Source organism: Candidatus Tisiphia endosymbiont of Ceraclea dissimilis (genome assembly GCF_964030735.1).
Lineage (GTDB): Bacteria > Pseudomonadota > Alphaproteobacteria > Rickettsiales > Rickettsiaceae > Tisiphia.
Genome location: NZ_OZ034917.1, coordinates 1,562,579 through 1,575,585, shown reverse-complemented (window position 1 = coordinate 1,575,585; position 13,007 = coordinate 1,562,579). Strand labels below are relative to the sequence as shown.

The 13,007-nt window shown below is 33.9% G+C and carries 14 protein-coding genes; 8 read left to right on the top strand and 6 right to left on the bottom strand.

All coding sequences use genetic code 11. The features are described from left to right. Positions 1–75: 75 nt before the first annotated feature. The 3 genes from ACQH1V_RS07445 to ACQH1V_RS07435 all read left to right on the top strand — a co-directional run bounded on the left by ACQH1V_RS07445 (position 76) and on the right by ACQH1V_RS07435 (position 1,068). Entirely contained in the window at positions 76–348 is a 273-nt protein-coding gene (locus ACQH1V_RS07445) for a hypothetical protein (RefSeq protein ID WP_341748984.1), read from the top strand. Positions 349–449: 101 nt separating this feature from the next. After that, positions 450–689, top strand: a complete 240-nt coding sequence (locus tag ACQH1V_RS07440; RefSeq protein ID WP_094648777.1) for a type II toxin-antitoxin system Phd/YefM family antitoxin — start codon at positions 450–452, stop codon at positions 687–689. A 139-nt stretch (positions 690–828) separates the two neighbouring features. Beyond that, positions 829–1,068 (top strand): type II toxin-antitoxin system VapC family toxin, encoded by a 240-nt coding sequence (locus ACQH1V_RS07435; RefSeq protein WP_425360905.1) that lies wholly within the window; start codon positions 829–831, stop codon positions 1,066–1,068. Between the two features lie 197 nt (positions 1,069–1,265). On the opposite strand, the gene ACQH1V_RS07430 is transcribed toward ACQH1V_RS07435, so the two are convergent. The 4 genes from ACQH1V_RS07430 to ACQH1V_RS07415 all read right to left on the bottom strand — a co-directional run bounded on the left by ACQH1V_RS07430 (position 1,266) and on the right by ACQH1V_RS07415 (position 6,069). Further along, entirely contained in the window at positions 1,266–2,072 is an 807-nt protein-coding gene (locus ACQH1V_RS07430; RefSeq protein ID WP_094648779.1) for a division plane positioning ATPase MipZ, read from the bottom strand. Then, positions 2,062–3,573 (bottom strand): leucyl aminopeptidase, encoded by a 1,512-nt coding sequence (locus ACQH1V_RS07425; RefSeq protein ID WP_425360325.1) that lies wholly within the window; start codon positions 3,571–3,573, stop codon positions 2,062–2,064. The genes ACQH1V_RS07430 and ACQH1V_RS07425 overlap by 11 nt, the downstream gene beginning before the upstream one ends. A 514-nt stretch (positions 3,574–4,087) precedes the next feature. Next, positions 4,088–5,134 (bottom strand): IS110 family transposase, encoded by a 1,047-nt coding sequence (locus ACQH1V_RS07420; RefSeq protein WP_425360001.1) that lies wholly within the window; start codon positions 5,132–5,134, stop codon positions 4,088–4,090. A gap of 386 nt (positions 5,135–5,520) precedes the next feature. Further along, entirely contained in the window at positions 5,521–6,069 is a 549-nt protein-coding gene (locus ACQH1V_RS07415; protein WP_094648781.1) for a disulfide bond formation protein B, read from the bottom strand. Positions 6,070–6,203: 134 nt separating this feature from the next. Between ACQH1V_RS07415 and ACQH1V_RS07410 the strand changes: the two genes are divergently transcribed. Beyond that, the gene (locus tag ACQH1V_RS07410) at positions 6,204–7,784 is read left to right on the top strand and encodes a lysine--tRNA ligase (RefSeq protein ID WP_425360324.1); all 1,581 of its coding nucleotides are present in this window, start codon (positions 6,204–6,206) and stop codon (positions 7,782–7,784) included. After that, positions 7,765–8,532, top strand: a complete 768-nt coding sequence (locus ACQH1V_RS07405) for a TlyA family RNA methyltransferase (protein ID WP_094648782.1) — start codon at positions 7,765–7,767, stop codon at positions 8,530–8,532. Before ACQH1V_RS07410 ends, ACQH1V_RS07405 begins: the two co-directional genes overlap by 20 nt. A 186-nt stretch (positions 8,533–8,718) precedes the next feature. Here ACQH1V_RS07405 and ACQH1V_RS07400 read toward each other — a convergent pair whose 3' ends face one another. Continuing rightward, a complete protein-coding gene (locus ACQH1V_RS07400; RefSeq protein ID WP_425360323.1) occupies positions 8,719–9,567 on the bottom strand; it encodes a uracil-DNA glycosylase family protein in 849 nt (282 codons plus the stop codon). 26 nt (positions 9,568–9,593) lie between these two features. On the opposite strand from ACQH1V_RS07400, the gene ACQH1V_RS07395 reads away from it, so the two are divergent. After that, complete coding sequence (locus tag ACQH1V_RS07395) at positions 9,594–10,532, top strand: RluA family pseudouridine synthase (protein WP_425360322.1); 939 nt, start codon at positions 9,594–9,596, stop codon at positions 10,530–10,532. Beyond that, on the top strand, positions 10,529–11,476 hold the full coding sequence (prmC, locus tag ACQH1V_RS07390; RefSeq protein ID WP_425360321.1) for a peptide chain release factor N(5)-glutamine methyltransferase: 948 nt from the start codon (positions 10,529–10,531) through the stop codon (positions 11,474–11,476). The genes ACQH1V_RS07395 and prmC overlap by 4 nt, the downstream gene beginning before the upstream one ends. Positions 11,477–11,518: 42 nt before the next feature. On the opposite strand, the gene tatA is transcribed toward prmC, so the two are convergent. Continuing rightward, entirely contained in the window at positions 11,519–11,671 is a 153-nt protein-coding gene (gene tatA, locus ACQH1V_RS07385; RefSeq protein ID WP_094648787.1) for a twin-arginine translocase TatA, read from the bottom strand. Positions 11,672–12,046: 375 nt separating this feature from the next. Here tatA and ACQH1V_RS07380 point away from each other — a divergent pair, with 375 nt between their 5' ends. Beyond that, entirely contained in the window at positions 12,047–12,535 is a 489-nt protein-coding gene (locus ACQH1V_RS07380) for a Na+/H+ antiporter subunit E (RefSeq protein WP_425360320.1), read from the top strand. The last annotated feature ends 472 nt before the right edge of the window (positions 12,536–13,007 follow it).

Below are 13,007 nucleotides of genomic sequence, written 5' to 3'. Positions count from 1 at the left end.
AAACAAATATGTAAAATTAGCCGAGAGCGAGATAAGAAAAATAAAACTAATAGCTATGAACAAGAGAATGTGTTTATGATAACAAGTCTCGGAAGCAAGTTTAATCCAAAGAGCTTGCTAAAGTTCAATAAGAATCATTGGTCATGTGAGAATAATTTGAATTGGGTCAAAGATACAGTTTTTGGGGAAGATAAGTCAACTATAAGTATAGGAAAGGCTCCCTTGGTAATGTCATTACTCCGGGCAATAACTATTTCTGTAATAACTTTATTTTCAAACAAAATTACTGAAACCAGAGAAAATTTTAATAATTATAGATACAAACTATTTAAAGTTATGGCAACTTAAAGTTGCGACTTTTAAATCGCCCTGCTGGATTGCTTAATTATAGTTGCTAAACATGTTTAATTGAACTAATATTAATCTTAGTAAACAGTAGAGCAAACTTTATGTATCCAGTAAACATTACTTCTGCAAAAGCTCACTTGTCATCTCTACTAAAAGAAGTAGAAGACAAAAATGAAGAGGTTATTATTGAAAGAGCAGGGAAACCAATTGCTAAAATCATTAAATATAATCCTATGAAATCTATTAATAGGCTTGGGATATTTAAAGATAAAATTAAAATAACTAAAGATTTTGACAAATGGTCTGAAGAAATGGCAACAAGGTTAGGGATAAAGGACTAGTTGCGAAATTATTACTTGATACTCATACCTTAATATGGGCATTGTCTGAACCAGAAAAATTACCCCCTAAAATTACTAAATTACTTACCGATGTTAATAACATTATTTTTCTAGTGTTGTTTCTTTATGGGAATTACAAATAAAAAAATCACTAGGAAAAATTATCTTACCTGATGCATTTGCACTTCAGTTACAAGAATGTGGGTATGAATTACTAAATGTTACTCCGGAACATATCTTGAAATTAGAAAATATTCCACTTTTACACAGAGATCCTTTTGACAGAATGCTTATTGCACAAAGTTTATTTGAAAAGATGCCTTTAGTTACAAAGGATTCCGAAATACTAAGATATGATTTAGAGTTTATAAAATTTTAAGTCATCAAACCTCTAATATTTTGGTGGTTAATAACATATACGCCATTGCGAACCCATGTAATGGTCGAAGCAATCCATATGACAATTTATGGATTGCCACGCTCACATATGTTCGCTCGCAATGACGTTGACCACATACGATTTTTAAACTATCCGGTCTAAAACCGCTTCCTCTTCTAACTTTCAACAGTTGTGCCTCATATACCAAGAAAGTTTAAAAAATCTCGCAATTCTTGACGAGCAGCTACATGAGATATACTAAGTGTTTTACCATGATTAGCTGTTGTTAAGTCAAGTAATGTTAGCCCTTGTAAAAATAATTCCCGAAAAATTACTCTTTCACTAAAGCCTGGAGCAATCTTAAAGCTAATTCTTTTTGCTAATTGTTCAAGAGCAGCTCCCACTTTTCTTTTATTTAATGCATCCAAGTTGCTTAATCGATTACGCATAACAATCCAGTTAATTGTCTCGCCATTACGATTAGCTTTCTGCATCTTTTGCTCCCAAATCATTTGACTATAGATTGATGGGGCAATAATTGACAAATTGTCAGCGTTAACTTTGGCTAATACATCAAAATCAAGAAAACTGTCGTTAATTGGAGTAATTACCGTATCAGCATAAGAATGGGCTAATCTAGATAAGAAAGAGTAGCTTCCTGGCGTATCGATTACTAGATAATCAGCATTTTTTGTCTGTTCAATTATCTGTTCAAACCTAGTTCTTTCGTCCTCTTCTTTAAGTGCAACGACTTGTTCTTGACTTTCAGTCAAATGAAAATGCTGAGAAGTTTTAACCGTATTGTCCGGGTTTTTTAAATTGTAATCATCTCTGTTCTTTAAATAATTTGTTAAAGACCCCTGACGTGAATCAGTATCAATACTAGCCACCGTATAACCATTATACAATAAACCGGTAATTAGATGCATGGAGCAGGTACTTTTACCAGCTCCACCTTTTTCAGCCCCAAGTACAAAAATACGATTTGTTTGATTATTTTTCATAGTGATCTTGAATAAATTGATTAAGAAGTCTTACACCATAACCTACTGCTCCTCTAGGACCAAGGGGATTACCTTTTTTATTATAGGCAACACCGGCAATATCAAGATGTGCCCAAACCATACCTTCTTTAATAAAATTCCCTATAAACTGAGCTGCTGTACAACTACCAGCGGCTCCAGGAACGTTACCAATATTAGCAAGATCAGCAATGTCTGACTTTATCATCTCATCAAAATCTTTATGTAGAGGCATACGCCATAATTTTTCATTAACTTTATTGCCAACATCTATTAGCTTACCAGCTAATTCATCATTATTGGTAAAGCACCCAGCATAAGTTTTACCAAGAGCGACAACAATAGCTCCAGTAAGGGTAGCCAGATCGATTACACATTGAGGCTTAAACTTTTCTTGAGTATACCAAATTGCATCAGCCAAGACTAACCGACCTTCTGCATCAGTATTATCCACCACCACTGTTTTTTTGGACATAGTGGTTACCACATCTCCTGGTCGTTGAGCATTGCCTGAAGGCATATTTTCTACCAGACCAACAACCCCGACCACATTAACTTGTGCATTACGACTAGCCAAAGCCATGATTGCTCCAACTACTGCAGCTGAACCGGCCATATCATATTTCATATCTCCCATATTGGCTGCTGGTTTAATAGAAATCCCACCACTATCAAAAGTAACCCCTTTACCAACAAAAGCGACAGGTGGGGTATCATCATCCAAGCCATTATATTGCATTACTACAAGTTTGGATTCATTTTGTGAACCTTGTCCAACACCAAGTAAAGCTCCCATACCAAGATTTTTCATTTCTCTTTCACCGATAATGATAATTTCAACTCCTAGCGGTTCAAGAAGTTCTAATATTTTTTCAGAGTAAGATTGAGGAGTTTTTATATTGGCTGGTTCATTTATCATATCTCTGGCAAAAAATACTGCCTCAGCTAATGATCTTTTATCATTAAACAATTCCTCTGCTTTAGACTGATCATCTATAGAAATCTCAAGAGAGTCTACAACAAATTTTTCTCCTTCACTTTGAGTAGTTTTGTATTTATCAAATCTATATGAAGCAAGCAAACAGCCGCTAGCTATAAGAGAAGCAACAATAGCTGGTTGATGTTGTCCGATATTATGAGAAATTTTTATGCCAATAGTACTAATTTTACTGCAAGTACTACAGGATAAGATTCTTCCTCCAAGCTCTTCAATGCAAGAGGTTGTTAATTTTGTTTCATCACCGGTGCCAACCATAATTAAATATTTTATTTCTCCATCCTTAGCGATAGAATTAACAATTTTAATTTGTCCAAATTTTCCAGTAAATAGTAATTTATTTTGAATAGTTTTAGAAATTAAACCATGATGTTGTTGATCAAGTAATAATAAATTACTGTCTAATTTCAGCTGTTCACTAATAAACACTATAGTTGCTTGATTATTTGATAATTCCTTACTGATGAAGTTAATGTTATTGAGCATAAATCCCTCTTATAATTTAATGGTCTAATTCTATTGATGTATGTTTACTTTGCAAGTATAAAAAATCCTATATAGTCAATATAAGTGATTATTTGAGTATACTATAAAATTTTCTTCCACTAAGTGGAAAAGTGATTAATTTTATATAGTAGGTTGTTTGAAGGAAATTTGAATATATCCGAGTCACGATATCTATCTTTAAACGCAAAATCTGTCATATATGGACGAGTGAATTTGTCAAGAAAGAAAATAAAAAAATAGAGCCACAAAGGAAGCGGTCATATATTCGGCATCAAGTGCCATAATGGTTTCTGCATTCTTATAAATATCCTTGAGTGACCTCTCATTCCCACGGCTTCTAGAGCCTCGACATAATTACGGATTTTATTCAGAATACTTATTCATTAACTCTTTAACTTTCGTTCTCTTTATTGTTACTATTCTTTACTCACAATATTTATCAATTACCAATTTTTATTTAGTTGACATAGTTTCTTCTTTTTTTCCAACTAAACTAATTTGCAACATATTCGCTACCATTGGTGACTACTGCATAAGCAATCCTTGCTAACTTATTTGCTAAACCAACACATATAATATTATATGATTTATTTTCAGCAAATTTCTTCACTGCCCACTGCACTAGTTTATCTTTTGATTCCTTATCACTTTTTGCTCTTATTGCTATTGTCCTTGCGGCTTGAATCAACATAGTTCTGGCATATCTATCTCCTTGTTTGGTAATCCCTCCTAAAACTATCTTATCTCCTGAGCTATGTTGCTTTGGTACCAAACCAAGCGAAGCAGCAAAATCCCTCGGGGTTGGATAACTTTCCATTGGGGCTACACTCAAACAACTAGCATTGATTGCTCCAATGCCAAAAATTGTCTGCAACCTAGTAGCTTTCTCACTTTGCTTATTATTGCTGATAATCAGCTTTTCTAAAGTTTTTTCTTTGTCACATAAATCCTCAATTTCTTTACATTCTAAAAGTAAAATTGACCTTACCCCAGAATTTATATAACCTTTACTATACGCTAACTCTACCTCCAGCCTACATGATTTGCAAAATTTATTTTTACTTAATTTTGTATTATAGCCATATTCACATAAACTTGATATTGTAGAATTAGTTTTTTGCACACGATCTCTGATCGTATTACTTCTAATTTTATGCAAGAATTTTATATCTTGTTCCTCCTTGCTTTTTAGTAGCACAGTTTTTAATTCTGGATCACGAGCCGCTTTGCATATTGCTAACGCATCGTTATAATCATTTTTCTGTTTCGATGTAGCATAAACTTTTACATCTTTTGTTTTCATTAGTTTGACTTGCAAACCAAGCTTAGCAATTTCCTGTGACCAATAATTAGCTCCTCCACATGCCTCCATAGCTACCAATGAACTTTTATCGAGATTGCTTAAATAGGCTATTAACTCATCTCTTGTAACTTTTTGGTAACCTATTTTTTTGCCATTTTGATCGACTTGCACCAAGTGCATACTATTTTTTGCTAAATCTATTCCTATTATAGTATTTTTTATGCTATTATTTATCATGGTATGGACCTATTAATTAAATTATTATTTAATTTGGAGCAGCTGAAAACTATTTTTCAGCTGACTCCGTACAAGTAAAGCATATTTCGCTTCACTCGTCCATACCATCATTCCCGCTTCGGTGCGGAATCTAGTAAAGTCGTCATTGCGAGCCACCATAGGTGGCGTGGCAATCCATTTTTAATCACTTTTCTGGATTGCTTCGTCGACCTACGGTCTCCTCGCAATGACGGTTTCTCAATTATTGTTTTCTTGAACTGACACTTATGCAATCTTCCTCGTAATGATGTTAGTTTACTATGACTAAAACCTTCTCGAGTTAGCTATATAAAATATTTAAAAAATTATTATATTTTTTTAAATTTATACTTAGTGCTAGTCAAATTTTATTCTATAATGATATTGTTTTCAGATATAGGAGGCTGCCTCTTAGGATAAAACCAAGTAAGGAGTACACCAAATAATAAAGAGAGATTTAGTAACAAATTCCATTCTGTCATCGATATGCCAAATAATTTAACTGTTGCTTTGGTACAACTCGTGATCGGTTGGCTATAAAATATCTCTTTAATATCTTGGATTGATAAGTGTTTAGGAATATGGATTAAAGTTGAACAAAGAACACTTGGATTAACTATTCCCCTTTCTACGGTACTATGATAGCCTGCTAATATGCAAGCACCTAATAAATTTAGAGTGATAAAAAATAAAGTATATTTGCTTATTTTTTTAATAATTAATGCTACAACTGAAATCTTGATGATAAATAAATATGGGAATCTTTGATAAATACATAAAGGACAAGGTATAAAATGTAATATATATTCAACAAAATAAGCTAAAGATAAGGCAAAGATGCATATGCAAATTAGGGTTATATGTAAAATTCTAAAGCTATCTTTACGAAAAAAATGTACAATAGAAGGAATAGTCATAAGTAAATAATAATTTTTAATCGGTTATTGTCTAAGAATATTGTAAAAAACTCAAGAGATATATTTATAAATTTACAAAAAACCATGTATATTTATAATCTTGGTAAATCGAATCAAACTTATGGATATTATAGATGTCAGAACTAGAAATTTTAGAAGATGCGGTTAAATCAAACGCTTGGACTTTTTTAGAAGCAAAAAGAATATTAGATCAATTGGGCGGCAAAACCCCAGCTAAAGGCTATGTATTATTTGAAACGGGCTATGGACCGTCAGGGTTACCGCATATTGGTACATTTGCAGAGGTTGCTAGATCTATAATGGTGCAAGAAGCGTTTAAACAACTATCGAATATTCCAACTAAGATGTTTTGTTTTTCTGATGATATGGATGGTCTGCGTAAAGTTCCAAGTAATATCCCCAACCCTGATATGGTGGCATTGCATATTGGCAAACCTCTGACATCTGTGCCAGATCCTTTTGGTAAGTGTAAAAGTTATGGGCATTACATGAACGCCAAACTTCGCTCATTCTTAGATAAATTTGGCTTTAAATATCAATTTGTTAGTAGTACAGAATGTTATAAATCCGGTTTATTTGATCAGATGATGCTAAAAGTCATAGACAAATATGAGGAGATAATGGCTCTAATGTTACCAACCTTTCGAGCCGAAAGAAAAGCAACCTATTCGCCTTTCATGCCGATTTGTCCCAAAACCGGTATTGTCCTGCAAGTACCTATTAGCAAAGTTGATCGTTTAAACGGCACTATTAGCTATCAAGACGAAGAAGGAAAATTGGTTGAAGTTCCTGTGACCAAGGGGCATTGCAAACTACAATGGAAACCTGATTTTGGTATGCGTTGGGCTTCGCTACAAGTTGACTATGAAATGTATGGCAAGGATCATATGACTAACGCCAGGTTATACTCTGGAATTTGTCGAATTTTGGGTGGCATTGAACCAGTACAATTTTTTTATGAATTATTTCTTAATGAAGATGGAGAGAAAATTTCTAAATCTACAGGCAACGGTATTACAGTTGATCAATGGCTACAATATGCCCCTATGGAAAGTATGGCATTATTTATGTACCAGAATCCAACAAGAGCCAAACGTTTACATTTTGATGTAATACCTAAAAATGTTGATGAATATATTACGTTTAATAAAAAATATCATTTAGAAACTGATCAAGTAAAGCGTTTTGCTAATCCAGTACACCATATTCATCATGGGAATGTGCCTATTATCGAAACTTTTGGCATTAGTTTTAGCCTATTGCTCAACCTAGCATCAGTTTGTAATCCGGAAGATAAATCGGTACTTTGGGGATTCATCAGTCAGTACGCTCCAGATGCGACACCGCAAAATGCTCCGTACCTTGATCATTTAACAGATTTTGCCATTGGTTATTATAATGACTTTATTAAAGCGAATAAGTGCTATTTAACGCCTAATATTCAGCAAAAAGTTATCTTACAAGAAATTAGCACTATGTTATCTTCTTTACCAGTAGATAGTACTTCCGAACAGATTCAGGAGAAAATTTATGATATAGGTAATAATCATGGTTATCATAATTTGCGAGATTATTTTAAAGAATTATATCAAATATTACTTGGTCAAACTGAAGGGCCAAGGCTTGGGTCTTTTGTTAAACTTTTTGGTATTCAAGATACTATAAATTTGATTGATGAAAAAAATAAGGCTTGACCAGCATTTAGTAGAATGCCAATTAGTTGATGATATTAACATCGCACGAAGCTTAATAATCCAAGGCAAAGTATATGTTAATCAGCAGCAAAATACTAAACCAGGTACGGGAGTATCAATTGATACTCGTGATATTATTATAAAACGCCCGATACATGATTATGTATCACGAGGGGCGTTAAAATTAATTGCTGCTCTAGACCATTTCAATATTGATCCACAAGGGCTGATTTGTCTAGATATAGGCTCTAGTACCGGTGGTTTTACTGAGGTTTTGCTTCGTAGAAAGGCTGAAAAGATTTTTGCGGTAGATGTCGGATATGGTGAACTACATCATAAACTGCGTAATAACCCTAGAATTTCAGTAATTGAAAGAACTAATGCCCGGTATTTAACAATTGAGCAAATTAGTTTGCCACCAGATATTATCGTTTGTGATGCCAGCTTCATTAGCCTTACTACCATATTACCCACTGCATTTGGTTTAGCAAAAGATAATTGCCGTCTAATTGCCTTAATTAAGCCGCAATTTGAAGTGGCCAAGAATGAGGTCGGGAATGGTGGTATTGTTAGAAGCCAACTCTTACATCAAAAAGTATGTGATAAAATTCAACAATGGCTAGAATCAAATTATAATTTTAACATATTTGGGGTAATACCCAGCCCTATTCTAGGAGCAAAAGGCAACCAGGAATTTTTAATTTATGGACAACGTAGCCCTGGTATTCCTATTACTATAGTCAATTGATGAGAAATTGGGGGCGTCGTCGCTCAATGCTCGCCTATTATTTATCATAGCAATTATCTTTACATGTAGATATAGTCAATTCAGGGGAATTGGGTAGCAGGAGCGATGGAGCGACGCCTATAAGTAATAGGCGAGCATTGAGTGACGACGCCACCAATTTCTCATCAATTGACTATAATTGGAGAATTAATGTGTAATTGTGATGTTTGCATTGATATATTCCTGGATTTTTATTAAATCATACCAGATGGTTTTTTTCTGCATTGGTTGTCTAAGCAGATAGGCAGGATGGAAGATAGCAGTGGTTTTAATTGGTTTGATAAGATACTGATTGGTATATAAATAATATTCTTGTCTGATTTTACTTATACCAGCATTTTTGCCAAGTAAGCTAGTTGCCGCAACATTTCCCACTAAAATAATTAATTTGGGATTGATTAAAGCGATATGTTTTTCCACAAAAGGTCGGCAAATATCTATTTCTTCTTGTGTTGGTTGACGGTTGGCTGGTGGTCGCCAAAATACTGTGTTAGTAATATAAGCATTATGTTTTCTTGAAATATTGATAGAGGCTAAGACATTATCAAGTAATTTACCACTTTCACCGCAAAATGGTATACCCTCTGCATCTTCGCTACTACCTGGTGCTTCTCCAATAAACATGATAGAACTTTGTGGATTGCCATCAGCAAATACGGTTTTATTAGCTAATTTCTTTAAACCGCAACCATTAAAATCCATTAATAGCTGTTTTAATTCTTCTAAACTGCTAGCTGAATTAGCCAAAGACCTAGACAACGAAATGATGTTATCCTGCTTCGGTGCGGGAGCTAGATTTCCGCCTACGCGGGAATGACAATTTACTTTTTTTGTGTCATCCCTGCGAAGGCAGGTATCTATACTAGATTCCCGCCTACGCGGGAATGACAAGGGTAGGGTGGAATGACCGGTAATAGCTGATTTTGATAAATAATAATCTATACCAATCGCTTGTAACCATTTTAGTTGGTTGATTTTTTTTGTTAAATGAGTCATGTTATTATTTTAAAATATTTTAGCTAATGAAAGAATATAACATACCCCCAAATTTAGATGGGTTTAGACTTGATAAGGCTGTGGTAACACTTATCGATAAAACATCTAGAAGCCAAGTTCAGAAGATGATAAGTGACTTTCAAGTACAAGTTAATGGTTTGATTATTTCTGATTCTAACTTTAAGGTCAAGGAGAATGACATTATTTCAGTATTTTTTAAAGCTCCTGATCCATTAACAATGCAGGAAGCTGATATTAAACTTGATATTTTTTATGAAGATGAAGATTTAATAGTTATCAATAAAGCAGCTGGTATGACCGTTCACCCTGGCAGTGGAAACCACCAGGATACCTTGGTAAATGCCTTGTTACACCATGCAAAATCTTTATCTAGCATAGGAGGGCTGGAAAGACCTGGTATTGTTCATCGTTTGGATAAAGATACATCTGGGCTTATGGTGGTAGCAAAGAATAATTTTGCCCATGTACATCTTGCAAGTCAGATAGAAAGTCGTAATTTGGTGCGGAAATATAAAGCTTTAGTTTGGGGTATTATCAATCCACAAGAAGGGGTTATAAGCAATAATATTGGTAGAGACCGTATTTTACGGCAAAAAATGACTATTTTAAAATTTGGAGGTAAAGAGGCAATTACTCATTACAAAACGGAGAAAATATTTTTTAATGGTATTATAAGCATGGTGGAATGTCGACTTGCTACCGGACGAACTCATCAAATTAGAGTACAGTTAAGCCATTTAAAGCATTCTGTAGTAGGAGATCAAACTTATGGCAAAAATAGCAGGAAAGTTAACCACAATTTTAGCATTGTACCACAAAAATTAATGGATTTCAAGAGGCAAGCATTACATTCTTGGTATATAAGTTTTTCCCACCCGGTAAGCGGTAAATTGCTAGAATTTGAATCCCCCCTACCATCGGATATTACGGAAATAATCGAATGAATATAAAAAAATCCTTAATTAACGCTGCTAGCAAGCTGCAAGCTGTAGGTATTAAATCAGCCCACTTAGAATCACGCATATTGATGCAACATGCAACTAATAAGTCTATTGAATATTTATTAGCTAGGTCAGAAGAAGAATTGACCCGACAAGAGCAAATTATTTTTGATAATCTGGTTAATAGGCGAACATTACTAGAGCCAATAGCCTATATTGTAGGATATAAAGAATTCTATAGTTATAACTTTATCGTAAATGATAAAGTACTTATTCCTCGACAAGATACCGAGACTATTGTAGATGCGATTTTAAAGGATGTTATAGCTAACTCGATTAGTATCACCCCTTGCTATTCCCATACTCCTGATCATTCCCGCGTAGGTGGGAATCTAGAACCCGCACCAAAGCAGAATGACATCGAGGAGCTAACCATACTGGAACTTGGTACTGGCAGTGGTTGTATTGCTTTAAGCTTATTATTAGAAATGCTAAATGCTAATATCAATGTTAATGTAACTGCTACTGATATAAGTAATGAAGCTATTGCTATTGCTCGGCAAAACGTTATAAAATATAAGGTTTTTGATAGATTTAAGATAGTTAATAGTAACTGGTTTGAGAATTTAAAAAAGCAAAAATTTGACATTATTGTAAGTAATCCACCGTATATTTCCTTTGATGATACTATTTATATGTCTCCTGAAACCATAAAATATGAACCACACTTAGCTTTATTTGCTGAAAATAATGGTTTAGCGTCATATTACATAATTGCTAAAGAAGCTAAGGGTTTTTTAAAACAGAATGGTAAATTATTTTTAGAGATTAGTTTTAATCAAGCGGCATCTGTTACAGAAATATTTATAAATCATGGCTATACGGTTCAGCAAGTGTATAAAGATATAGAAGGTCTAGATAGAGGGCTTTTGATTATAGTCAATTGATGAAAAATTAACTATAAAGTAAAAATAGTAAGGCTATTAGCATTATTCATCTTTTTTCTTATCATCTTTCATTCCTTCCTTAAAAGCTTTAAGACCTTTAGCAAGGTCTGACATTACTTGAGGCAATTTACCAGCACCAAACAACACTAAGATGATTAATAAGATCACTAATAAGTGACTGAAGCTCATTCCCATAATATCAATTTTGTAAGTTCTAAGTTAAAGATAATAATCTATATACTCGATAATCAAGTTTTTTTGCAGATTTGAATAAAATATAGAACCATGGTTGTCATCCCTACTTCGGTGCGGGATCTATAATAGATTCCCGCCTAAGCGGGAATGACAAATTTTGCGTTTAAAGATATCTCTGCAAAAAACTTGATTATCAAGTATATATAACAAATAAGATTAAATAATACTATAGCAAATATTGTTAATTTGATCTAGTATGAAAAAATTTAAAACTATAGTCAAGTCAGGAAAATTGGGGGCTAGGAGTAATAAGTGACAAAGTTCCCAACTTCTCATCAATTAACTATACATCGATTGTTAGCGGGATAAAAGGATATGATGCACACTAGAATCTTTACTTTAATTATGTTGTTATTGATATTGTTTGGTCTAACAGGTTTACCTACAGATATTTTTACGTTGTTGATTTCCTCGATTATTGTCAGTATAACTTATCTTTTTGCGATAAAACTCAATTTAATGCCCCGTAGGGTTTATTTAAATTATCATTCTATACTATATTTTACTTGGCTAATTAAAGAAATACTGCTATCTAGCTTAGGGGTAATGAAGATTATATGGCGGAAGAATCTTAACTTGCAACCAGTTTTTGAGTGGATTGATTCAGAGCAAAAAAACGATACTAGTCTTGTAGTATATGCTAATTCTATTACCCTTACGCCAGGAACTGTAACGCTTGACATAGCAAATAATATGTTATTGGTGCATGCTCTGGAACAATCATCAATTGACAATTTAAAGTTTGGTGATTCTACTATGAGCAAAAGGGTAAAGCAAATTTGCTGTCGTGGCAAAGAGGCATGAGCCATAGTACTCTACAATTTTTTATTTATTTCCTTATGATGAGTAAAAAAGCTTACTGCTAAGCGTCATTGCGAGGAGCTACTTTAGTAGCGACAAAGCAATCCATAAGAATTAGTATAGATACATCAAGACTATATGGATTGCTTCGTAGGCTTACGCCTCCTCGCAATGGCGTTTTTATGCTGTTTAATACTTATAGAATAAAAATTGTAGAGTACTATGGGCATGAACCGACGAAGCAATATAACAAGCTTCGTGGATTGCCACGCTCACGTACATTCGCTCGCAATGACGTATAAGCGTCAGATATAAGTTTAAGAAAACAATAATTGAGAAACCGTCATTGCGAGGAGACCGTAAGGTCGACGAAGCAATCCATAAATGATTAAAAATCGATTGCCACGCCACCTACGGTGGCTCGCAATGACGTATATGCCTATAGCAAGACCACGTAGTGGTCAATGAAAAAAAA

Coding starts and splice junctions, on each gene's coding strand:
- ACQH1V_RS07445 (WP_341748984.1), top strand. CDS start 76: ATGATAACAAGTCTCGGAAGCAAGTTTAATCCAAAGAGCTTGCTAAAG.
- ACQH1V_RS07440 (WP_094648777.1), top strand. CDS start 450: ATGTATCCAGTAAACATTACTTCTGCAAAAGCTCACTTGTCATCTCTA.
- ACQH1V_RS07430 (WP_094648779.1), bottom strand. CDS start 2,072: ATGAAAAATAATCAAACAAATCGTATTTTTGTACTTGGGGCTGAAAAA.
- ACQH1V_RS07425 (WP_425360325.1), bottom strand. CDS start 3,573: ATGCTCAATAACATTAACTTCATCAGTAAGGAATTATCAAATAATCAA.
- ACQH1V_RS07420 (WP_425360001.1), bottom strand. CDS start 5,134: ATGATAAATAATAGCATAAAAAATACTATAATAGGAATAGATTTAGCA.
- ACQH1V_RS07415 (WP_094648781.1), bottom strand. CDS start 6,069: ATGACTATTCCTTCTATTGTACATTTTTTTCGTAAAGATAGCTTTAGA.
- ACQH1V_RS07410 (WP_425360324.1), top strand. CDS start 6,204: ATGTCAGAACTAGAAATTTTAGAAGATGCGGTTAAATCAAACGCTTGG.
- ACQH1V_RS07405 (WP_094648782.1), top strand. CDS start 7,765: ATGAAAAAAATAAGGCTTGACCAGCATTTAGTAGAATGCCAATTAGTT.
- ACQH1V_RS07400 (WP_425360323.1), bottom strand. CDS start 9,567: ATGACTCATTTAACAAAAAAAATCAACCAACTAAAATGGTTACAAGCG.
- ACQH1V_RS07395 (WP_425360322.1), top strand. CDS start 9,594: ATGAAAGAATATAACATACCCCCAAATTTAGATGGGTTTAGACTTGAT.
- prmC (WP_425360321.1), top strand. CDS start 10,529: ATGAATATAAAAAAATCCTTAATTAACGCTGCTAGCAAGCTGCAAGCT.
- tatA (WP_094648787.1), bottom strand. CDS start 11,671: ATGGGAATGAGCTTCAGTCACTTATTAGTGATCTTATTAATCATCTTA.
- ACQH1V_RS07380 (WP_425360320.1), top strand. CDS start 12,047: ATGATGCACACTAGAATCTTTACTTTAATTATGTTGTTATTGATATTG.